The organism is Xanthomonas dyei (assembly GCF_002939865.1).
GTDB classification, from domain to species: domain Bacteria; phylum Pseudomonadota; class Gammaproteobacteria; order Xanthomonadales; family Xanthomonadaceae; genus Xanthomonas; species Xanthomonas dyei.
Genome location: NZ_MDEE01000001.1, coordinates 25,583 through 46,022 on the forward strand (window position 1 = coordinate 25,583; position 20,440 = coordinate 46,022).

Consider the following 20,440-nt stretch of genomic DNA (forward strand, 5'->3'; position numbering starts at 1 on the left):
CTTTCTTTCCGGACACCCGACATGAACGATCTCCAAAACGCCAAGCCGATGCATCGCATCGCTGTTCCGGCCGCCAAGGGGGCGCCGACGGCGCAGGCGCCGGTGAAGGTGGCCGCACGCAATCTGGATTTCTATTACGACAAGTACCACGCGCTCAAAAGCATCGACATCGAGATTCCGGAAAAGCGCGTCACCGCGCTGATCGGCCCCTCCGGTTGCGGCAAGTCGACCCTGCTGCGCATCTTCAACCGTATCTATGCGCTGTACCCCAAGATGGAAGCGCGCGGCGAAGTGCTGCTGGATGGCGAAAACATCCTGTCGCCGAAGTATCCGATGAACCGCCTGCGCAGCAAGGTGGGCATGGTGTTTCAGAAGCCGGTGCCGTTTCCGATGACCATCTTCGAAAACGTCGCCTACGGCATCCGCCACCACGAAAAACTGTCCAAGCCCGACATGCAGAACCGCGTGGAACAGGCCTTGCGTCAGGGCGCATTGTGGGACGAGGTCAAGGACAAGCTGGGGCAAAGCGCGCTGGGCCTGTCTGGCGGCCAGCAGCAACGCTTGTGCATTGCGCGTGCAGTGGCGTTGCGGCCGGACGTGCTGCTGCTGGACGAACCCACCTCGGCGCTGGATCCGATTTCCACCAGCCGGATCGAACAGTTGGTGGAAGAACTCAAGCGCGACTACACCATCGTGATCGTGACCCACAACATGCAGCAGGCCGCGCGCGTGTCCGATTACACCGCCTTCATGTATCTGGGCGATTTGATCGAGCACGACCGCACCGAAACGATTTTTTCCCAGCCGTCCAAGCAGCAGACCGAGGACTACATCACCGGCCGTTTTGGTTGATGTAAGGCGACGCACCGCAACGCCCGCACTGAAGCAGCTCCGTCGCCCTGCCCTGCACATCATTCGGCGCGGCTGACGGACATCCACCACTGCCACGAATCGAGATCACGATGAACCAGCACCTCAACGACCATATCGTCAAAAGCTACGACGAGGAGCAGCACCGTCTTGTCGCCGAGATCGTGCGCATGGGCGACACGGCGGTGGCGCAGCTGGAAGCGGCGCTGGATGTGGTGGAGCGTCGCGACGACAACGCCGCGCATCGCATCGTGGTCAACGACGAAGCGATCGATGCGCTGGAACACGCGATCAGCCACGACGTGATGCGTCTGGCGTTGCGCGGCCCGATGGCACGCGACCTGCGCGAAATCCTCGCCGGCCTGCGGATTCCTGCGGATATCGAACGCATCGGCGATTACGCGGCCAACGTGGCCAAGCGCTCGATCGCACTCAACTCCGCGCCGCCGCTGCCGCAGACGGTGGGCTTGCGCGCGCTGGGTCAGATGGCGGCCGATGCGGTACGCGAGGCCGTGCAGGCGTATCGCAACAAGGATGCCGATGCGGCGATCCGTGTGCGCGACGAAGATGCACGCCTGGACGCGCAGTACACCGCGCTGTTCCGTGAGCTGCTGACCTACATGATGGAAGACCCGCGCAACATCACGCCGTGTACGCACCTGCTGTTCATGGCCAAGAACCTGGAACGCATCGGCGACCATGCGACCAACATTGCCGAGAACGTGTGGTTTTTGGTGCATGGCGAACAGCCGCTGCCGCCGCGCCTGAAGCGCGACGACACCAGCACCACCGGCGTGATCTGATCGCCGTGGGGTACCGCCACGCGCTGTCGATAAGCAGCGAAAAGCTTCATTTAATTACGTATTCAGCTAAAAATCCCTACGGTGGGATTGCACACAGGCCGTTCCTGTGACGCAGGAGTACGCAGATGAAACGTCTCATCGGATCTTTCATGGTTGTCTCGCTGCTGACCTCGGGTGCCGCCTTCGCCGCACCCCAGCAGCATGACGATCACGACCGCGACCGCATCGAGCAGCGTCACGACAATCGCGGCCCGGACCGGCATGACGAGCATCGCAACGACAAGCACGACGATCGGCGCAGCGCATACCACGACGATCATCGCAACGATCGCCATGGCCCGCCCTTCCATCGCGGCGAGCGCCTGGCCCCGGACCATCGGGGCAGCCACGTTGCCGATTACCGCAAGCATCACCTCAAGCAACCGCCGCGTGGACAATCAATATGTACTGATTGCCATCGCGACCGGCCTGATTGCCAGCGTGGTCGGCGGGAGCTGATTCCGAGGCATCCGTATTCATTAGGCAGGCCCGATCCGTGGCAACGCGGATCGGGCTTTTTGTTGCGTGCGGTTGTGACTGTGGATGGCGGAATGAAGCAGGAGTGGCCTTTAGCGCATCCAACGAAAGCCGTGCAATACGGTTGATCGATGCTGGTTTATCGGCGGGAACGCATGCGGACGAAGTTGTGACAGGCCACGCTCTGGTAGGGACGCGGCCTCCCCTTGGAGCAACTGACAACACTCTTGCGCTCACCTCCGGATGGGCGCCGCTGGTGCTCGGTGCGGCGTGTACCACGCGCACTCCGGTTCTGTGCAGACCTTACACACCCTGCCGAGGACTACTCGCCCAGGCTTGGTCGCCGTTCTGAGCTATAGCGCCGGCCGTCATCGGCGCGTTGCCGTGCTGTCCATCCGCCTTGTCACTGCACAATCCACCGCTGCTGTCTCGACAGCATCGTGGCGATGACCGGCGATACTTTGCCTGCCGAGCAGATGCGCCAGACCGAAGACGCAGACACTGCGGGCGGGTGCACCGATCGGGCTCAGGGTGCGACCTGCTAGGCTATGCGGATGAACGAACCGGTCGATCCGCAGCCTGCCCCCTCCTTTCTGCCCATGTCGCGGCGTTTCCGCGGCTATCTGCCCGTGGTGGTGGATGTGGAAACCGGAGGGTTCGACTGGAACAAGCACGCATTGCTGGAAATCGCCTGCGTGCCGATAGAAATGGATGCCCACGGGCGTTTTTTCCCTGGCGAAACCGCCAGCGCGCACCTGGTCCCGGCCCCAGGACTGGAGATCGACCCCAAGTCGCTGGAGATTACCGGCATCGTGCTCGATCACCCGTTCCGTTTTGCCAAGCAGGAAAAGGACGCGCTGGACCATGTGTTCGCGCCAGTGCGCGCCGCAGTGAAGAAATATGGGTGCCAGCGCGCCATCCTGGTCGGGCATAACGCGCATTTCGATTTGAACTTCCTCAACGCCGCGGTCGCGCGCGTGGAGCACAAGCGCAATCCATTTCATCCCTTCAGCGTGTTCGACACGGTGACCCTGGCTGGCGTGGCGTACGGGCAGACCGTGTTGGCGCGTGCTGCGCAGGCGGCCGGTCTGGACTGGAACACCGCCGATGCGCACAGCGCGGTCTACGACACCGAACAGACCGCACGGCTGTTCTGCACCATCCTCAATGCCTGGCCCGGGCCTGTTTAGGGCTGGGATTGGGCATTTGGGATTCGGGATTGGCAAAAGCGGGGCGTTTGCGCGGCCGAAAGATCAGCCGGGTGCGGCAGCAACAGAGCAACTACTGCCCACCGCATGACCGCATGCAGCGTTGCCGGGCGTGCGGTTGGGGCCTTCGTACTTCCTAACCGCCCTACAGGAGCAGCAAAGCGCCAGCCACAGCGCTTTTACGATTCCCGATTCCCGATTCCCCAATCCCCAATCCCGATTCCCCAATCCCAGCTCTAACCAGCACAGATCCGGTCGCGCCCTGCGCTCTTGGCTTCGTATAACGCGTGGTCGGCGCGCTGCATCAACGATGAGCCGGTGTCGTCGTCGCCCAACTCGGCCAGGCCGGCGCTGAAGGTCACCTGCAACCCTTCCACATCGCCCCAGTCGGCGCGCGCATGGAACAGCATGCGAATGCGCTCGCACAGCAGCTGTGCATCGCTCAGCGCGGTCTCGCCCAACAGCAGCGCGAATTCTTCGCCGCCCAGGCGCGCAGGAAGATCAGAGGTGCGTGCGGCTGCGGTCAGCAGCTCACCGACGTCATGCAGCACCGCGTCGCCAATGGCGTGCGAGTAGCGGTCGTTGATGCGCTTGAAATGATCGATGTCCAGGATCGCCAGCACCAACGGCCGGCCACTGCGACGTGCGCGGCTGATATCGCGCGCCAGCGCTTCGTCGAAGTGGCGACGGTTGGGCAAGCCGGTCAGTGCGTCCTCGTGCGCCTGGCGCTCGAACACATCGGACTTGATGCGCAGGCGCGTCAACAACTCGCTCTTTTCCTGATTGGCCTGCAGCAGGCGCTGCGCCTGCAGTTGCAGATCCTGCGTACGCTTGCGCACCAATTCGGCCAGGCGGGCGCTGTGGGTCCTGTAGCGATGCAGCAGCGCCCGATACAGCAGCGCCAGCGCCAGAATCGCGGCCAACGCCGCAACAAAGCGCACATCGTGGCGTTGCCACCACAGCGGCAGGACATCGAAGGTCCAGCGCGCCTCCTGCGGGCTCCAGGCACCGCCCGGATGGCGGGCGGCCACGCGCAGGGTGTAGTGCCCCGGCGGCAAGCCGATGAATTCCACGCTGCGCTGCCGGCCACGCGCGATCCACACGTTGTCCAGGCCGTCCAGACGGGTGCGGTATTCGATCCGCTCGGACAGCAGGAAACTCATGCCCACATACGAGACATTGATCCGATAGCCGCCAGGTAATTGCGCTTGTTGTCGCCAGGCCAGCGGGCGGCCGTCCTGTTGCACGCTTTCGATCAGCGGCGGCGGCGGGCGGCGCTCGCGAAACCGCTGCAGGCGCGCCGGGTCCACCGCGCTCACACCGCCAGCGGTGACCACCCACAGCGTGCCATCGGCACGTTCGATCATGCTGGGGCCGGAGCTGCCGTTGGCCTGCGCGTTGCCCATGCCGTCGATCTCGCCATAGCGCTCGATGGCAAGCTGGCCGCGGCCATCGGCCACCGCATCGAGCGCGGCAAACTCCGTGCGCAGCACGCCGCGATTGCTGCTGATCCACGCATTGCCCAGCCGGTCGTTAACGAGCTGGAACACCGTGTCCACCGGCATGCCCTGCTCCAGGCCCACGCGTGCAAGCGTGCCGCCGCGCACGCGATACAGACCGCGATCGGTGGAGATCCACACTGCATCGCCAATCGCCTGGAAACCGAATACGCTGCGCGCGCCGCCCAGGCGCTCCAGGTCCAGCTGCTGCAGCTTGCCGTCGCGCAACACCGCCGCGCCATCGACCGAGCCGATCCACAGCGCGCCATCGATGCTGGCCAACGCGGTGATCACGCCATCGGGCAAGCCCTCGATCGTCATCGGCACGCGCTTGCCATTCAGCAGTTGCACTACGCCGCGTTGAGTGGCCAGCCACACCGCAGCGTGCGCATCGATCACGATGGCGCGGATATGACCGCTGGGGATGCCGTCGGCCTCACCGTAGTGCTGCAGCACGCGGCCATCGCGCAGCACGAAGACGCCGTCGGCATAGGTGCCCACCCATAAGTCGCCCTGCCGATCGAGCGCCAGACTGAGCACCGACAGCCGGCGTCCCGACGGCGTGGCGACAGGGACCGGCACGATCCGCCCGTCCGGCAGCATGCGATCCAGACCGGCGGTGCTGGCGATCCACAGACTGCCGTCGCGATCTTCGAGCACTGCGCGGGCATAGTCGCCGCTCATCCCGTCGCGCTGGCTGTAGCTGCTGAACAAGGTCTCGCGCAAGCGGAACAGACCACCGTTGGCGCCGACCCAGATGCTGCCTTCTGCATCTTCGCGCAGGCTGACGATGCGCCCGGTGGGCAGGCTGCGGCCCGCCGGCAACTGCTCCACCCCGTGACTGCCGATCCGCAACAGGCCCTGGTTTTCGCTGCCCAGCCACAGATCGCCATTGCGATCCTGCAGCATCGCAGTGAAGTGGCCCTGCCCCGGCAGCCGATGCACCAGCTCGGCGCGCTCGTCGTGCAGGCGATACAGTTGCTCGCCTGCGACCACCCACACCGTGCCATCCGGAGCGCGATACGGCCACGCCAGGCCCGGTGGCAGGCCGAATGACGCTGGCGCACGATGCATGCGCCCGTCCGGTTCGCGATAGATCAGCCCGTCCAGCGTCCCGATCAGCAACCGCCCCTGGCCGTCGAACAACATGCGCGGAAAACTGCTCTGCAGCGGCACGCCATCGCGCGGCGGAAAATAGTCGAAACGTCCATCCGGCCACAAACACCCAAGCCCGTGCCCTTCGAACAGCAGCCACATCCGGCTTTCGGCATCCATGGTCATCGCGTGGATCAATGCCTGCGGCCACTGGCCCTTGCGTTGCCACTGCCGCCACTGCCCATCGACGCCGTGACGCACCAGATTGCCGCGCGCATCGCTCAGCCACAGCGCGCCATCGCGATCCACGTACAAGGCGCTGACGCCGTTATCGGGCAGGCCCGGGCGCGTGCTGCGATCGATGACGTTGAATTCCAGGCCGTTGTAGCGCACCAGGCCTTCCCAGGTGGCGAACCACAGGTAGCCGTCGCGGGTCTGGGCGATATCGCGCAGCGAGTTGTGCGGCAGGCCGCTACGCGAACTCCAGCTGTCGATGGCGTAGTCGCGTAATCGCGCGGTCCCGATGGGTGCGGCGATCGCCGCCAGCGAATACAACGCCAACAGCATGCAGATGCCAGCGCCGAGCCAGCGCCGCCACTGTCCATGCCATCGTGCCGACGCCGTATCGGCATCTCTGTTCTCGCCCGTACCGCACGCGCCCACCCCAAGTTTCATCAGACACGACACGCCGGTTGCTGGCGATATGGTAGGCAAAAAGTTGTACCGGCGCTGCGCGTTTGCGCCAGCTGATGCCAACATGTCTGCTGCGGCGGCGTTGTGCCCGCCCTCGGTGGACACTGTTCGCCAATCACCACACCGCACTCTGCGTGGATTGCCAGGTGCACGGCTCCGCGCAGCGCACCCATTGCATGCCGGAAGCAGCGCTCGATCGCGCGCTTCAATCCCGCGTACTCAGGCACCAAGACGCTGGCGCACGGCCTCGAACAGGGTCACGCCGGTTGCGACCGACACGTTGAGGCTTTCGATATCGCCGGGCATCGGAATCTTGACCAGACCATCGCAATGCTCGCGGGTCAGGCGACGCAGGCCATCGGCCTCGCCACCGAGTACCAACCCGACGTTGCCACGCAGGTCCACGCTGTACAACGACGCCTCGGCCTCGCCGGCCAGGCCGTACAGCCACACACCCTGCTTCTGCAGGTCGCGCAGGCAGCGCGCCAGATTGGTCACCGCCACCACCGGGATGCGGTCGGCGGCGCCGGCCGAGGTCTTGCGCACGGTCGCGTTCACCGTGGCCGACTTGTCCTTGGGGATGACCACCGCAGTGGCGCCTGCGGCCGCGGCGCTGCGCAGACAGGCACCGAGGTTGTGCGGGTCCTGCACGCCATCGAGCACCAGCACCAGCGCGCGACCTTGCGCAGCCTCGACCAGGCCTTCCAGTTCGTTCTCCGCCCACAGCCGTGCGGCGGCGTAGCGTGCGGCAACACCTTGGTGGCGTACCTGCCCGCCGACGCCGTCCAGCGCCTGGGTGTTGACCCGGCGCACGTCGATCCCCTTGCGGCGCGCCTGTTCTTCGATCTCGGTCAGACGCGGGTTCTTGCTACCGGCCTCGATCAGGACCTCGCGCACGTTGTCGGCGTCGTTCTCGACGGACGAGGCGACAGCATTGACGCCGACGATCCACTGGTTCTGCTTGCTCATTGCGCGGGCATACGAAGAAATGAGGGGGAATGGTAGGGCCTGCGGCCTGCTACGTCACGGCCGGGGCGTGGATTGCCCGACAAATCGGGCCAAAGTCGTGCCGCAATGCCATTGGCACCTGCGGGCGTCATGCGCCACTGGCTGCAGCGGGCATGCAGCAACCGTCTCGGCACGCCGGATGTCTTCGCGCTGCGTGAACCGCTATGGATGGCTGCCTGAACGCTTAGCGCGCCGACGTCGGCAACACGCCGCAACGCACCGACATCCGCATGTTTGAACACAGCAATGAGCTGCATTGCGAAGCCACATGACCGCTTACACCGGCCACCGCTCGGTGTCGTGATCCGGATGCTGATGCGATACAAGAGCTGCCTGAAACGCCCATGCAGCCGCGTCGTCCTCGCTCGGGCGTGTCAGCAGCTGCGCCAGGGTATCGACGAACGGCAACTTGCGCTCCAGCCCGTACTGAATGTGCGGAGGCAACCGCTCCGGCCTATCGAATGCACCGGCGGCAATCGCCACGCCGTCGGGCGCTTCATAGGTCAACGGCGTCCCGCACTCGGCGCAAAAGCCGCGCTGTACCACTGACGAGGATGCGAAGCGCTTGGGCTCGCCACGGGTCCAGCGGAACTCGGTGCCGCGCACCGACACCAGCGGCGCGTAATACGCCCCGAAGGCTTTCTGACACATGCGGCAATGACAGATCGATGCGTCATCCAGCACGCCGCGCACATGAAAACGCACGGCACCACATTGGCAGCCACCGCTGTATTCGCAAGATGCACGCATCGTTTGCCCCTCAGATCAGCGTGTGATGCAAGCCAACGCGTCATACCGGCACGCGGCGGCACTCATGACGCACTTGCCAACTCGATGCACTGCGGGCAGCCATTCCGGCCGCCCGCAACACCATGCATCCAGCATCAATACGACTTTTTCTTGCGCTTGGTCGGCTTCTCGCGCGGCGGCAGCGGTGCTTCTGTAGGCGCACCATCCTCTGCCAAACGGAAGTCGATCTTGCGTTCTTCCATGCTGGCCTTGAGCACCAGTACGCGTACCGGATCGCCCAGACGGAACTCGCGACCACGGCGCTCGCCGCTGAGCGTCTTGCGGATCGGGTCGAACTGGTAATAGTCCTGCGGCAACTGGGTGACATGCACCAGGCCATTGACCTTGGACTGGGTCAGCTCCACGAACAGGCCGAAGCCGGTCACGCCGCTGATCACGCCATCGAACTGGCCGCCGACATGCTTTTCCATCCAGGCGGCGCGATAACGCTCGTCCACTTCGCGCTCGGCTTCATCGGCACGTCGCCCACGCTCGGAGCATTGCAGCGACAGCGCCGCCATCTGCCGCGGCGTGTAGATGAATTTTTCCGGGCTGGCGCCGGTCAGCGCGTGCTTGATCGCGCGATGCACCAGCAGATCCGGGTAACGGCGGATCGGCGAGGTGAAGTGCGCATATGCCTCCAACGCCAGACCGAAGTGACCGTTGTTGTCGGGCGAATACACCGCCAGGCTCTGGCTGCGCAGCAGCACCGATTCCAGCAGCGCGGCATCCGGGCGCGCACGCACCTTCTTCAGCAGCTTGGTGTAATCGCCCGGGCGCACCTTGCTCCACGCCGGCAGGCTGAGCTGGAATTCCTTAAGGAACTCCAGCAGGTCTTCGTACTTGCTCTCCGGCGGCCGCTCGTGCACGCGATACGGTGCAGGCACATGCACGCCCAGCAGATAGCGCGCGGCTTCCACGTTGGCGGCGATCATGCATTCTTCGATCAGCTTGTGCGCGTCGTTCCGCACCAGCATGCCGGCCTGGGTGACCTCACCGGTGTTGTCGAGCACAAAGCGCACTTCGGAGGTTTCGAACTCGATTGCACCGCGATGCGTCCGCGCCTTCGACAACACGTTGTACAGCTGATGCAGACGCTGCACCTGCGGCAACAACGGGCCGATGAATGCCTTGGTATCGGCATCGTCTTCGCCAACCGCCTTCCAGACCTGGTTATAGGTCAGGCGCGCATGCGAGTTCATCACCGCTTCGTAAAAACGCGAGCCGGTCACTTCGCCATCGCGGCCCACCTGCATGTCGCAGACAAAGCACATGCGGTCGACCTTGGGCATCAACGAGCAAATGCCATTGGACAGGGTCTCCGGCAGCATCGGCACCACGAACCCCGGGAAATACACCGAGGTGGCGCGCTTTTGCGCTTCATCGTCCAGCGGCGTGCCGGGACGCACATAGTTGGACACGTCGGCGATCGCCACCACCAGACGGAAACCGTCGGCATTGGGTTCGCAATACACCGCGTCGTCGAAATCCTTGGCGTCCTCGCCATCGATGGTGACCAGCGGCATCTGCCGCAGGTCCACGCGCCCACCGATCATCTGCGGCTCGACCACCAACGGCACGGCGGCCGCTTGGTCCAGCACTTCCTGCGGGAATTCGTGCGGCAATTCATGGCCATGGATGGCCATTTCCACCACCAACGACGGCGTCAGCTTGTCGCCCAGCACCGCGATGATCTTGCCGATGGCCGGGCGGCGCGCGTCAGGCGGCGCGATCAGTTCGCACACCACCAACTGCCCTTCGCGCGCCTCGCCAATGCCGTCCGGCGCAATCTGCACGTTGCGTTGCACGCGCTTGTCGTCCGGGTAGACGTAGGCCACGCCATGTTCGTAGAAGAAGCGCCCGATCATGCGCGACATGCGCCGTTCCAGCACGCGTGCGATGGCGCCTTCGCGGCGGCCACGGCGGTCGATACCGGTCACGTTGGCCAATGCACGGTCGCCGTGCATCACCTTGCGCATTTCGTACGGCGGCAGGAACAGGTCGTCACCGCCCTCGTCCGGCTTGAGGAAACCGAAGCCTTCCGGATTGGCGATCACCACGCCGGCGATCAGGCTGGTCTGCTGCACCGGCGCGTAGCCGCCGCGACGGTTCTGCACCAACTGCGCCTCGCGCACCATCGCCGCCAGGCGCTTGCCCAGCGCCTCGATGCGATCGCTCAGGCCCAGCTGCTCGGCGATCTCTTCGGCGGTCTGCGGGCCGTCGCAGGCTTCCAGCAGCTGCAGGATGGCCTCGCGGCTGGCGATCGGCTCGGCGTAGCGCAATGCCTCGCGGTCGGCATGCGGGTCCTTGAATCCGGTGTCGGCGACGGCCTGGACGGTGTCTTTCTGGAAACGTTCCGGCGGCGGCGCGGCCGGACCGCTCTTGCGTGGATGCGGCGCGCGGGGCGCAGCAGGCTCGACTGGAGGTGCCGGCTGATCGGACGACGCCTTTGCCGCAGCGCGCTTGTTGGCGGATTTGGTGGACGCACCTGCCGCAGCGCGGACCAGGAAGTCCGGCATCCAGCCCGGCAGTTTTTGTTGCTCGGCGGTGGTGGACTCGCCCGGGCTGGCGGATTTGCGGCGGCTGGGCCGGTCGGAATCGGGGGTATTTTTCTTTGTCATTGCCCTAATGGTAACCCCTGCGGTCATGACATGGGCGGCAAGGCTAGCCAGGCCGTTGGCGATTGCTACACATCACCCGTTGACAACCCCGCCAGGAGTCTGCAAAATTCGCGGCTCACCTGCCCAGGTGGCGGAATTGGTAGACGCACTAGCTTCAGGTGCTAGCGGGGGCAACTTCGTGGAGGTTCGAGTCCTCTTCTGGGCACCAGTTTAAAAAGACCTCCGAGCGATCGGGGGTCTTCTGGTTTCTGGGGTTTGAAAATGCGGGCGCTGCGGTTGAAGGCCGATGAGGTGATTCAGAGCCGCTAAGAAAACTTAGCGGGCAGTCGTCGGCCGGATGTGGACGGCGCGCTCAAAATCGCAATGGACGATTGGTAAGTGCCAGTTCCGGGCACCGGCCGCGCCCGCCGGGTGGTGAGCACAGTCATTTGACTAGCTGCGCTCCGCCGATTGATCCATCGACGTGACCGGATGATCGCGACGCCTACGCGGCCTTGCGCTCCACTTCATCACGACCGCCGATCAGAACGACGACCAACGCGTCGCTACCCAGACCTACGGCGCACGCTGCACCACGGTCAAACACCAAGACTTCGAAACGACAGCACCCACCTGCCTGGCGGGCGCCGCCGTGATGGCTGCCCTACGGAGCGGCCGTTATTCCAGCATCGCGCAGGGCCTGCGCCCAGATCCTGTAACCGGCTTCGCTGGGATGCGTACCGTCGGGCATCAGCGCCTCCGGCAGGCTGCCATCGGGCTGCAGCAGCTGCTTGCCGATATCGACCAGACGCACCGATGGGTTGGCCGCATAGCGTTCGCGCAGCAGGCGGTTGGTTTCGGCAATCGGGCCGCGTTGCGGATCCCTAGAAGGGCGGCCGCGCGGCATGATCGCCATCAAAATCAACTTACTGTTGGGCATGCGTGTGCGCACTTCGCGCACGATGGCATCGACGCCCTGCGCGGTTTCGGCTGGCGTACTCGCACGCGATTGCGCGGTGCCGGTGAGATTGTTGGTGCCGATATGCAGCACCACCCAACGCGGATCGAGGCCGTCGAGCTCGCCCTGGCGGATGCGCCACAATACGTTCTGGGTGCGGTCCCAGCCAAAGCCCAGATTCAATACCGGCCGCTGGCCGTACAGCCACTGCCAGGACTGCGGCCCGCTGACGCGCGTGGCCTGTGGCGGGCCGGCCCAGAAGTGGGTGATCGAATCGCCAATCATCACCACCTCCGGCTTCAAACTGCGCGCGGCAGCCAGCGCGGCATGATGGCGCGCGTACCAATCGTAGGAATCCTGCTCCAGCCAATCGACCGGCATCAAGGCAGTGGTCACGTCGCGACCGAGCTCGGCCACCGGCTTGACCGGCGCTTCACCCAACAGTCGCGCCAGGGTCGGCTCGATCGCCTCGGCGAGCATGCGCTGGCCCTGCGTATCCGGGTGCAATGCACCGGCCGCCGGACGAAAGCGCGTGTCGTAAAACAACTCGGTGCGCAGCTTGCCGTCGCGCTGGAACACCGCGCTCACATCCAGATAGGTCACACGCGGGTTGTCGCCGTAGCGCACCGCCAGACCCTGGTTGATCTGCGCATCGCGACGCGATTTTTCGCCGGAAACCGCGCTGGGCAGCACACTCAACAGCAGGATGTGCGTACGCGGCAGCTTTTGTTCGATTGCCGCGACTACCGCGTCGATGCCGAGCTGGGTCTGCTCTGCACTCTGGCCGAGGTGGCCGGTGTTATTGGTGCCGATCAGCACCAGCGCGACCTTGGGCTGCAAGCCATCCACTTCGCCATTGGCCAGACGCCACAGCACGTTTTCGGTGCCATCGCCACTGAAGCCCAGATTGAGCGCGCCGCGGCTGCCGTAGAAGGTCTGCCAGGTGGGCTGAAAGTCTTCGTCGGGCGCCTTGGATTTCTCGTAGTTCTGCGTGATGGAATCGCCGATCAACAGCAGCATCGTCTCAGGATGCTGTTTGACCTGCTCCAGCACCTGCGCGTGACGCTGAGACCACCAGGGCTCCTGCAGGCGGTCGGTGGGCACGATCGAGGGAGATGGCGTTTGCGCAAGCGCAGGCAGCATCAGCAGGCACCACGACATGCCAAGGCCGATCGCGGCAAGCGGCCGGATACGACCGCGAAACAGGGAGGGAAACGTAAGCATGCGTGACAGAAAGGATCGGAGGAATTCCGATTGTGGGCTGCGCCGTTGGCACCTCACAAGCTAATCCGACAAGCGCGCCCTTTCCGCCCCACTGTCGAGGCAGGACTAACGATGCAACGACTAGACGAGGCACCGATGCACCGACACGACACTCCCTTCTCCCGCCTGCGGGAGAAGGTGGCGCGCAGCGCCGGATGAGGGCCCCATGCGGGCCCATCCGCCTACGAAGCCCGCCTTCCCCGCAAGCAAGTGAAGGCAGAGGGATCTGCACGTCGCCTGGATAGATCTTGCTGCTCTCGATAGCGCGCAGAGCCGCATCGCGCAGCGCGCACTAGCCGCACGCGTCCGCGCCGACTTCAACGCAGCCCGGTTTCCCCGCGCGCAATCACCAGGCGTTGAATTTCAGACGTTCCCTCAAAGATTTCCGTGATCTTGGCATCGCGCAGAGCGTTCCAGCGTTGCCGCACCTGCGGCAGCGCTGGAGTGCGGACGACCTCAGCGTAGCCCGGTCTCGCCGCGCGCGATCACCAGGCGTTGAATTTCAGATGTTCCTTCGTAGATTTCCGTGATCTTGGCATCGCGGAAGTAGCGCTCAAGCGGCATTTCCTTCGAATAGCCCATGCCGCCGTGGATCTGCACCGCTTGGTGGGTGATCCACATTGCCGCCTCCGATGCGGTGAGCTTGGCGACCGCCGCTTCGGTGCCGAACGTCTTGCCCTGCCCCTTGAGCCAGGCCGCACGCAGCGTCAACAACAGCGCCGCATCCAGCTTGCACTTCATGTCAGCAATCTTGGCCTGGGTCATCTGGAACGTACCGATGGCCGCTCCGAAGGCTTTACGTTCCTTGACGTACGCAAGCGTGGCTTCATACGCGGCGCGCGCAATGCCGACCGCTTGCGAGGCGATGCCGATGCGCCCGGCATCGAGCACGCTCATCGCGGTCTTGAAGCCCTCGCCTTCCACGCCCAGCACCTCGTCCGGCTGGGCCACATAGTCGGCGAACTCGATCTCGCAAGTGGCCGAGGCGCGAATGCCCAGCTTGGGCTCGGTCTTGCCGCGATGAAAGCCGGGCTTGTCGGTGTCGACCATAAAGGCGGTGATGCCGCGCGAGCCCTTCTCCGGCTCGGTCACCGCAAACAACACGATGTACTTGGCCACCGGGCCGGAGGTGATCCAGCTCTTCTTGCCGTTGATGACGAAGCTGCCGTCGGCCTGTTTGACCGCGCGGCAGCGCATCGCCGATGCATCCGAGCCGGACTGCGGTTCGGTCAGCGCAAATGCGCCGATATGCGTGCCTTCGGCGATTGCGCGCACGTACAGCTGCTTCTGCGCCTCGCTGCCGTTCTTCAGGATGCCGGTGCAGAACAACGAGTTGTTGACCGACATGATGGTGGAGTGCGCGCCGTCGCCGGCCGCGATCTCGATCATCGCCAGCGCGTAGCTGATCGGGTCCATGCCGGCACCGCCGTACTCGGCCGGCACCTCGATGCCCATCAGACCGTTTTCGCCCAGCAGCCGGATGTTGTCCAGCGGGAACTCGCCGCTGCGGTCGAACTGCTCGGCGCTGGGGGCGATCTTTTCCTGGGCGATCCGGCGGGCCACGTCCTGGATCATCAGTTGCTCTTCGGTAAAGCTGAAATCCACGTTCGACCCCTCCCGGGTATTGGCTGAGCGGCCATTGTAGCCCCAACCATTCGCATGCGTATGTAGTTGACCCCACACCCCGCCGGGCCGAAAATATCTCCATATCGCGATATAGAGATATTCATGGATCTGGAAGACTGGTCGGCGCGCCTGAAAGTGTTTGCCGACGCCACCCGGGTACGCCTGCTGGCGCTGCTGGAACAGGAAGAACTCACCGTGGCCGAGCTGTCGGCCATCACCCGCCTGGCCCAGCCGCGCGTGTCCACTCACCTGGCCAAGCTCAAGGAAGCCGGGCTGGTGCGCGACCGCCGCGCCGGGGTGTCGGCGTATTACCGCTTCGACGAAGTGTCGCTGGACCCGGCCCAGCGGGCGCTGTGGCTGGCGCTGAGCACCGGTAGCGACGACCCGCTGCTGCGCCAGGATGCCGAACGCGTGGCGGCCGTGCTGGCCAACCGCGCCGCCGACCAGAACTGGGCCGATTCGGTAGCCGGCGACATGGAGCGGCACTACTCGCCCGGCCGCACCTGGGAAGCGCTGGCGCGTACCGCCCTGCCCTTACTGGAAACCGGCGACGTGCTCGACATCGCCTCCGGCGACGGCGTGCTGGCCGAACTGGTCGCCCCGCATGCCACCCGCTACATCTGCATCGACACCAGCGCACGCGTGGTTGCCGCTGCCAGCGAGCGCTTGCGCAAACTGCGCAACGTGGAAGTGCGCGAAGGCGATATGCATGCGCTGCCCTTCCCCGATGCCAGCTTCGACCTGGTGGTGCTGATGCACGCGCTGACCTATGCCGCAAAACCGGCGCAGGCGGTGGCCGAATCCGCACGCGTGCTGCGCCCCGGCGGGCGCCTGCTGCTGTGCAGCCTGGCCAAGCACGAACACCGCGCGGCCGTGCATGCGTATGGCCACGTCAATCTCGGGTTTGCCGCCAAGGAATTGCGCAAGTTCGTCGAAAAAGCCGGACTGGATGTGTCCAGCCTGGAGACGGTGACGCGCGAGAAACGCCCGCCCCATTTCGAAGTGATCTCGTTGATTGCGATGAAGCCGGGAGTCGGAAGTCGGGAGTCGGGATTGCTTGAAAGCAACAGCACGAGTGCGCGGAGAACTGGCTGATGACATCCCTGCCAATCGCAAAGTCCGAACCCCCAATCCCGTTCTCGCTGCCATGGCTGCGCCCGGACCGTGCAGCCAAGCTCACTGCCGCGCTGCGCGAACGCATCCTCATCATCGATGGCGCGATGGGCACCATGATCCAGCGCCACGATCTGCAGGAAACCGACTATCGCGGCACGCGGTTTGCCGAGGGCTACGACAGCGCGCATGTGCATGGCCCGGGCTGCGATCACGCCCACACGCAGGAAGGTCACGATCTGAAAGGCAACAACGATCTGTTGTTGCTGACCCGCCCCGAGATCATCGCCGGCATCCACCGCGCCTATCTGGATGCCGGTGCCGATCTGCTGGAAACCAACACGTTCAACGCCACCTCGGTCAGCCAGGCCGACTATCACCTGGAACACGTGGTGTACGAATTGAACAAGGCCGGCGCGCAGGTCGCGCGTGAATGCTGCGATGCCGTCGAAGCGCTGACGCCGCACAAACCGCGCTTTGTCATCGGTGTGCTCGGCCCCACCAGCCGCACCGCGTCGATCAGCCCGGACGTCAACGACCCCGGCTACCGCAATACCAGTTTCGATGCATTGCGCGCGACCTACCGCGAGGCTGTCGAGGGTTTGATCGACGGCGGCGCCGACACGCTGATGGTGGAGACCATCTTCGATACGCTCAATGCAAAGGCCGCGCTGTACGCGATCGAAGAAGTCTTCGAAGCACGTGGCGGGCGCCTGCCGGTGATGGTCTCCGGCACCATTACCGATGCGTCCGGTCGCACGCTATCCGGCCAGACTGCCGAAGCGTTCTACGCCTCAGTCGCACACGGGCGGCCACTGTCGGTGGGGCTGAATTGCGCGCTGGGCGCGAAGGATCTACGTCCGCATGTGGAAACGCTGGCGCAGATCGCCGACGCCTATGTCAGTGCGCATCCGAACGCCGGGTTGCCGAATGCGTTTGGCGAATACGACGAAACGCCCGAGGAGATGGCCGAGACGCTGCGCGAATTTGCCCAGTCCGGCTTGCTGAATCTGGTTGGCGGTTGCTGCGGTACATCGCCGGACCACATCCGCGCAATTGCCGAAGCGGTAGCGGATCTGCCGCCGCGGCAATTGCCGGGTGCGCAGGAGCTGGCGGCGTGATGCAGAACGTGGGCCCTCATCCGGCGCTGCGCGCCACCTTCTCCCGCACGCGGGAGAAGCACAGCGCATTGCTCGGCAGCTGGACGAAAACCGCCCTCTCCCGCACGCCGAAGAAGCATGACGGATTGCTCGGCACCTGGACGAAAGCCACCTTCTCCCGCACGCGGGAGAAGCACAGCTCATTGCTCGGCACCTGGACGAAGGCCACCTTCTCCCGCACGCGGGAGAAGCACGGCGCATTGCTCGGCAGCTGGACGAAAGCTTCCTTCTCCCGCACGCGGGAGAAGGTGCCCGAAGGGCGGATGAGGGGCCTCTCGATCCGCGCCCTGCCGACCGCCAACCATCATCGCCTCGCCTGGACATTCGCCACGTCCGACGCCCACCAGAGCATCGCATGAGCACTCCCCGCTACACCCGCCTGTCCGGCCTGGAGCCGCTGGTCATCACGCCGGACCTGCTGTTCGTCAACGTCGGCGAGCGCACCAACGTCACCGGCAGCGCGCAATTCCGCAAGCTGATCAAGGAAGAGCGTTACGAAGAAGCGGTGGACGTGGCGCGCCAGCAGGTCGCCAACGGCGCGCAGATCCTCGACGTCAATATGGACGAGGGCCTGATCGATTCCGAAAAAGCGATGACACGCTTTCTCAATCTGATCATGTCCGAGCCGGATATCGCGCGTATTCCGGTGATGGTGGATTCGTCCAAATGGACGGTGATCGAAGCCGGCTTGAAATGCCTGCAAGGCAAGAGCGTGGTCAACTCGATTTCGCTGAAAGAAGGCGAAGCAGTCTTCATCGAGCAGGCGCGCAAGGTGCTGCGTTACGGCGCAGCCGCGGTGGTGATGGCCTTCGATGAAGTGGGCCAGGCCGACACCTGCGCACGCAAGGTGGAAATCTGCACGCGCGCCTACAAGGTGCTGACCGAGCAAGTGGGTTTCCCGCCGGAAGACATCATCTTCGACCCGAACATCTTTGCCGTGGCCACCGGCATCGAGGAGCACGACAACTACGCAGTGGACTTCATCGAGGCAACGCGCGAGATCAAGCGCACGCTGCCGCATTGCCACATCTCCGGCGGCGTATCGAATGTGTCGTTCTCCTTCCGTGGCAACGAGATGGTGCGTCAGGCGATTCACTCGGTGTTTCTGTTCCATGCGATCAAGGCCGGCATGGACATGGGCATCGTCAATGCCGGTGGTATGCCGATCTACGACGAGCTGGACCCGGACCTGCGCGAGCGCGTGGAAGACGTCATCCTCAACCGCCGCAAGGACGGCACCGAGCGGCTACTGGAAATCGCCGAACGCTACAAGGGCAGCAAGGGCGCGGCCAAGGTCGAGGACCTGGCCTGGCGCGACAAACCGGTGCGTGCACGCCTGGCGCATGCGCTGGTGCATGGCATCGATGCCTACGTGGAAACCGACACCGAAGAAGCGCGCAAGCAATCGACACGCCCGCTGGATGTGATCGAAGGCCCGCTGATGGACGGCATGAACGTGGTCGGCGACCTGTTCGGCGCCGGCAAGATGTTCCTGCCGCAGGTGGTCAAATCCGCGCGCGTGATGAAAAAGGCCGTGGCCTATCTGCTCCCCTTTATCGAAGCGGAAAAATTGCGCACCGGCGACGTTGGCAAGTCCAATGGCAAGATCATCATGGCCACGGTCAAGGGCGATGTGCACGACATCGGCAAGAACATCGTCGGCGTGGTGTTGGCATGCAACAACTTCGACGTGGTGGACCTGGGCGTGATGGTGTCTGCGCAGGTGATCCTGGACCGTGCGCGCGAAGAAAATGCGGATCTGATCGGGTTGTCCGGCTTGATTACGCCCTCGCTGGAAGAGATGTCGCATGTGGCGCGCGAAATGCAGCGACAGGGTTTTCAGATTCCGTTGTTGATCGGTGGCGCCACCACCTCGCGCGCGCACACCGCGCTGAAAATCGACCCGCATTACGCCGCACCCACGGTGTGGGTGAAGGATGCCTCGCGTGCGGTAGGCGTTGCGCAATCGCTGATTTCGCGCGACCTGCGTCAGGCATTCGTCGCTGCCAACGATGCGGACTACGCCGAGATCCGCGCACGCCATCGCAACCGTGGCGATGCAAAACGGCTGGTGTCGTTGGAAAAGGCACGCGCGCAGCGTTTCGATGGCGATTGGGCTAACTACACACCGCCCACTCCGCGTCAGCCTGGCCTGCACGTATTCGACGATTACCCCCTGCAAGAATTGATCGAGCTGATCGACTGGACGCCGTTCTTCCAGGCGTGGGAGCTGGCCGGCAAATTCCCCGCCATCCTCAGCGACGAGATCGTCGGCACCCAGGCCAGCGAGCTGTATCGCGACGCGCGACGTATGCTCAAGCAGATCGTCGACGAAAAGTGGCTCACCGCCAAGGCGGTGTTTGGGCTATGGCCGGCCAATAGTGTGGGCGACGATGTCGAGGTGATCCTGACGGACCACCGGGATTCGGCAATCGGGATTGGGGATTCGCAGCCGCCCGGCCAATCCCCAATCCCGACCTCCCAATCGCGGCAGCTTTTGCATTTTTTGCGTCAGCAAGTCGACAAACCCGTCGACCGACCCGACTTCTGCCTGGCCGATTTCATCGCGCCCAAGCACAGCGGCAAGCAGGACTGGATCGGCGGGTTTGCGGTCACTGCCGGCATCGGTATCGACCCGCATGTTGCGCGTTTTGAAGCGGCGCACGACGACTACAACTCAATCCTGCTCAAGGCATTGGCCGATCGCCTGGCCGAAGCGTTGGCCGAGCGCCTGCATCAGCGCGTACGTACCGAGTTCTGGGGCTACATCGACAACGAAGAGCTCGACAACGAAGCCTTGATTGCCGAACGCTATCGCGGTATTCGCCCGGCACCCGGTTACCCCGCATGCCCGGAACACAGCGAAAAACGCACGCTGTTCGATCTCCTCAATGCCGAACGCAACGCGGACATGTCGCTCACCGAAAGCTTTGCGATGCTGCCGACTGCAGCGGTGTCCGGGTATTATTTCAGCCATCCCAAGAGCCAGTACTTCGTGGTCGGGCGACTGGGCAAGGAACAGGTCGCCGACTACGCAAAGCGCAAGGGCATCACCCTGGCATTGGCCGAGCGCTGGCTGGCATCGAATCTGGATTACGACCCGGAATAACACCGGGCCGGCATCGCCATAAGCAGCGACCAACTAACGTAGGAGCGCACCCGGGCGCGACAAGGCTTTACCGATAAAGCCCCATCGCGCCCGGGTGCGCTCCTACAGCATGGCGCGGCCGCACATAGAC

Annotated in this window: 14 protein-coding genes, 1 tRNA gene and 1 pseudogene; 9 read left to right on the forward strand and 7 right to left on the reverse strand. The window is 64.1% G+C overall.

What is annotated here, in order from left to right; all coding sequences use genetic code 11:
• Positions 1-21 precede the first annotated feature (21 nt).
• The 4 genes and pseudogenes from pstB to rnt all read left to right on the forward strand — a co-directional run bounded on the left by pstB (position 22) and on the right by rnt (position 3,379).
• The gene (gene pstB, locus XdyCFBP7245_RS00140) at positions 22-852 is read left to right on the forward strand and encodes a phosphate ABC transporter ATP-binding protein PstB (protein ID WP_039420807.1); all 831 of its coding nucleotides are present in this window, start codon (positions 22-24) and stop codon (positions 850-852) included.
• Between the two features lie 110 nt (positions 853-962).
• Entirely contained in the window at positions 963-1,673 is a 711-nt protein-coding gene (gene phoU / locus XdyCFBP7245_RS00145) for a phosphate signaling complex protein PhoU (protein WP_005994733.1), read from the forward strand.
• A gap of 125 nt (positions 1,674-1,798) precedes the next feature.
• Positions 1,799-2,171 (forward strand): annotated as a pseudogene (locus tag XdyCFBP7245_RS00150) (RcnB family protein).
• A gap of 566 nt (positions 2,172-2,737) precedes the next feature.
• Positions 2,738-3,379: a ribonuclease T gene (gene rnt, locus XdyCFBP7245_RS00155; RefSeq protein WP_104613860.1), complete on the forward strand. Its 642-nt coding sequence runs from the start codon at positions 2,738-2,740 to the stop codon at positions 3,377-3,379.
• Between the two features lie 254 nt (positions 3,380-3,633).
• Here the strand turns inward: rnt and XdyCFBP7245_RS00160 are convergent, their stop codons facing one another.
• The 4 genes from XdyCFBP7245_RS00160 to rnr form a co-directional block, all read right to left on the reverse strand.
• Positions 3,634-6,666, reverse strand: coding sequence for a ligand-binding sensor domain-containing diguanylate cyclase (locus tag XdyCFBP7245_RS00160; protein ID WP_104613861.1), 3,033 nt, complete (start codon positions 6,664-6,666; stop codon positions 3,634-3,636).
• 237 nt (positions 6,667-6,903) lie between these two features.
• The gene (rlmB, locus tag XdyCFBP7245_RS00165) at positions 6,904-7,653 is read right to left on the reverse strand and encodes a 23S rRNA (guanosine(2251)-2'-O)-methyltransferase RlmB (protein ID WP_104613862.1); all 750 of its coding nucleotides are present in this window, start codon (positions 7,651-7,653) and stop codon (positions 6,904-6,906) included.
• Positions 7,654-7,968: 315 nt separating this feature from the next.
• The gene (locus tag XdyCFBP7245_RS00170; protein ID WP_104613863.1) at positions 7,969-8,442 is read right to left on the reverse strand and encodes a GFA family protein; all 474 of its coding nucleotides are present in this window, start codon (positions 8,440-8,442) and stop codon (positions 7,969-7,971) included.
• 134 nt (positions 8,443-8,576) lie between these two features.
• On the reverse strand, positions 8,577-11,102 hold the full coding sequence (rnr, locus tag XdyCFBP7245_RS00175; protein WP_104613864.1) for a ribonuclease R: 2,526 nt from the start codon (positions 11,100-11,102) through the stop codon (positions 8,577-8,579).
• Between the two features lie 121 nt (positions 11,103-11,223).
• Between rnr and XdyCFBP7245_RS00180 the strand changes: the two genes are divergently transcribed.
• Positions 11,224-11,310: transfer RNA gene (locus XdyCFBP7245_RS00180), tRNA-Leu, on the forward strand.
• 435 nt (positions 11,311-11,745) lie between these two features.
• Here XdyCFBP7245_RS00180 and XdyCFBP7245_RS00185 read toward each other — a convergent pair.
• The 3 genes from XdyCFBP7245_RS00185 to XdyCFBP7245_RS00195 form a co-directional block, all read right to left on the reverse strand.
• Positions 11,746-13,182 (reverse strand): platelet-activating factor acetylhydrolase IB subunit, encoded by a 1,437-nt coding sequence (locus tag XdyCFBP7245_RS00185; protein ID WP_104614218.1) that lies wholly within the window; start codon positions 13,180-13,182, stop codon positions 11,746-11,748.
• A 437-nt stretch (positions 13,183-13,619) separates the two neighbouring features.
• Positions 13,620-13,730 (reverse strand): acyl-CoA dehydrogenase family protein, encoded by a 111-nt coding sequence (locus XdyCFBP7245_RS24865; protein ID WP_228323466.1) that lies wholly within the window; start codon positions 13,728-13,730, stop codon positions 13,620-13,622.
• A gap of 28 nt (positions 13,731-13,758) precedes the next feature.
• On the reverse strand, positions 13,759-14,907 hold the full coding sequence (locus XdyCFBP7245_RS00195) for an acyl-CoA dehydrogenase family protein (RefSeq protein WP_104613865.1): 1,149 nt from the start codon (positions 14,905-14,907) through the stop codon (positions 13,759-13,761).
• A gap of 123 nt (positions 14,908-15,030) precedes the next feature.
• Between XdyCFBP7245_RS00195 and XdyCFBP7245_RS00200 the strand changes: the two genes are divergently transcribed.
• From XdyCFBP7245_RS00200 to metH, 4 genes are read left to right on the forward strand one after another with little or no spacing between them, the layout of a single operon-like run.
• Entirely contained in the window at positions 15,031-16,023 is a 993-nt protein-coding gene (locus tag XdyCFBP7245_RS00200; RefSeq protein WP_170068412.1) for an ArsR/SmtB family transcription factor, read from the forward strand.
• Complete coding sequence (locus XdyCFBP7245_RS00205; protein ID WP_104613867.1) at positions 16,023-17,162, forward strand: homocysteine S-methyltransferase family protein; 1,140 nt, start codon at positions 16,023-16,025, stop codon at positions 17,160-17,162. Before XdyCFBP7245_RS00200 ends, XdyCFBP7245_RS00205 begins: the two co-directional genes overlap by 1 nt.
• The gene (locus XdyCFBP7245_RS00210; RefSeq protein ID WP_146091625.1) at positions 17,159-17,560 is read left to right on the forward strand and encodes a hypothetical protein; all 402 of its coding nucleotides are present in this window, start codon (positions 17,159-17,161) and stop codon (positions 17,558-17,560) included. Before XdyCFBP7245_RS00205 ends, XdyCFBP7245_RS00210 begins: the two co-directional genes overlap by 4 nt.
• Positions 17,557-20,310, forward strand: a complete 2,754-nt coding sequence (metH, locus tag XdyCFBP7245_RS00215; protein WP_104613869.1) for a methionine synthase — start codon at positions 17,557-17,559, stop codon at positions 20,308-20,310. The genes XdyCFBP7245_RS00210 and metH overlap by 4 nt, the downstream gene beginning before the upstream one ends.
• Positions 20,311-20,440 lie beyond the last annotated feature (130 nt).

Bases quoted from the DNA above. Each gene is read 5' to 3' on its own strand.
- XdyCFBP7245_RS00200 (WP_170068412.1), top strand. From the start codon at position 15,031: ATGGATCTGGAAGACTGGTCGGCGCGCCTGAAAGTGTTTGCCGACGCC.
- XdyCFBP7245_RS00170 (WP_104613863.1), bottom strand. From the start codon at position 8,442: ATGCGTGCATCTTGCGAATACAGCGGTGGCTGCCAATGTGGTGCCGTG.
- rnr (WP_104613864.1), bottom strand. From the start codon at position 11,102: ATGACAAAGAAAAATACCCCCGATTCCGACCGGCCCAGCCGCCGCAAA.
- XdyCFBP7245_RS00185 (WP_104614218.1), bottom strand. From the start codon at position 13,182: ATGCTGCCTGCGCTTGCGCAAACGCCATCTCCCTCGATCGTGCCCACC.
- XdyCFBP7245_RS00205 (WP_104613867.1), top strand. From the start codon at position 16,023: ATGACATCCCTGCCAATCGCAAAGTCCGAACCCCCAATCCCGTTCTCG.
- XdyCFBP7245_RS00160 (WP_104613861.1), bottom strand. From the start codon at position 6,666: ATGAAACTTGGGGTGGGCGCGTGCGGTACGGGCGAGAACAGAGATGCC.
- phoU (WP_005994733.1), top strand. From the start codon at position 963: ATGAACCAGCACCTCAACGACCATATCGTCAAAAGCTACGACGAGGAG.
- rlmB (WP_104613862.1), bottom strand. From the start codon at position 7,653: ATGAGCAAGCAGAACCAGTGGATCGTCGGCGTCAATGCTGTCGCCTCG.
- metH (WP_104613869.1), top strand. From the start codon at position 17,557: ATGAGCACTCCCCGCTACACCCGCCTGTCCGGCCTGGAGCCGCTGGTC.
- pstB (WP_039420807.1), top strand. From the start codon at position 22: ATGAACGATCTCCAAAACGCCAAGCCGATGCATCGCATCGCTGTTCCG.
- rnt (WP_104613860.1), top strand. From the start codon at position 2,738: ATGCGGATGAACGAACCGGTCGATCCGCAGCCTGCCCCCTCCTTTCTG.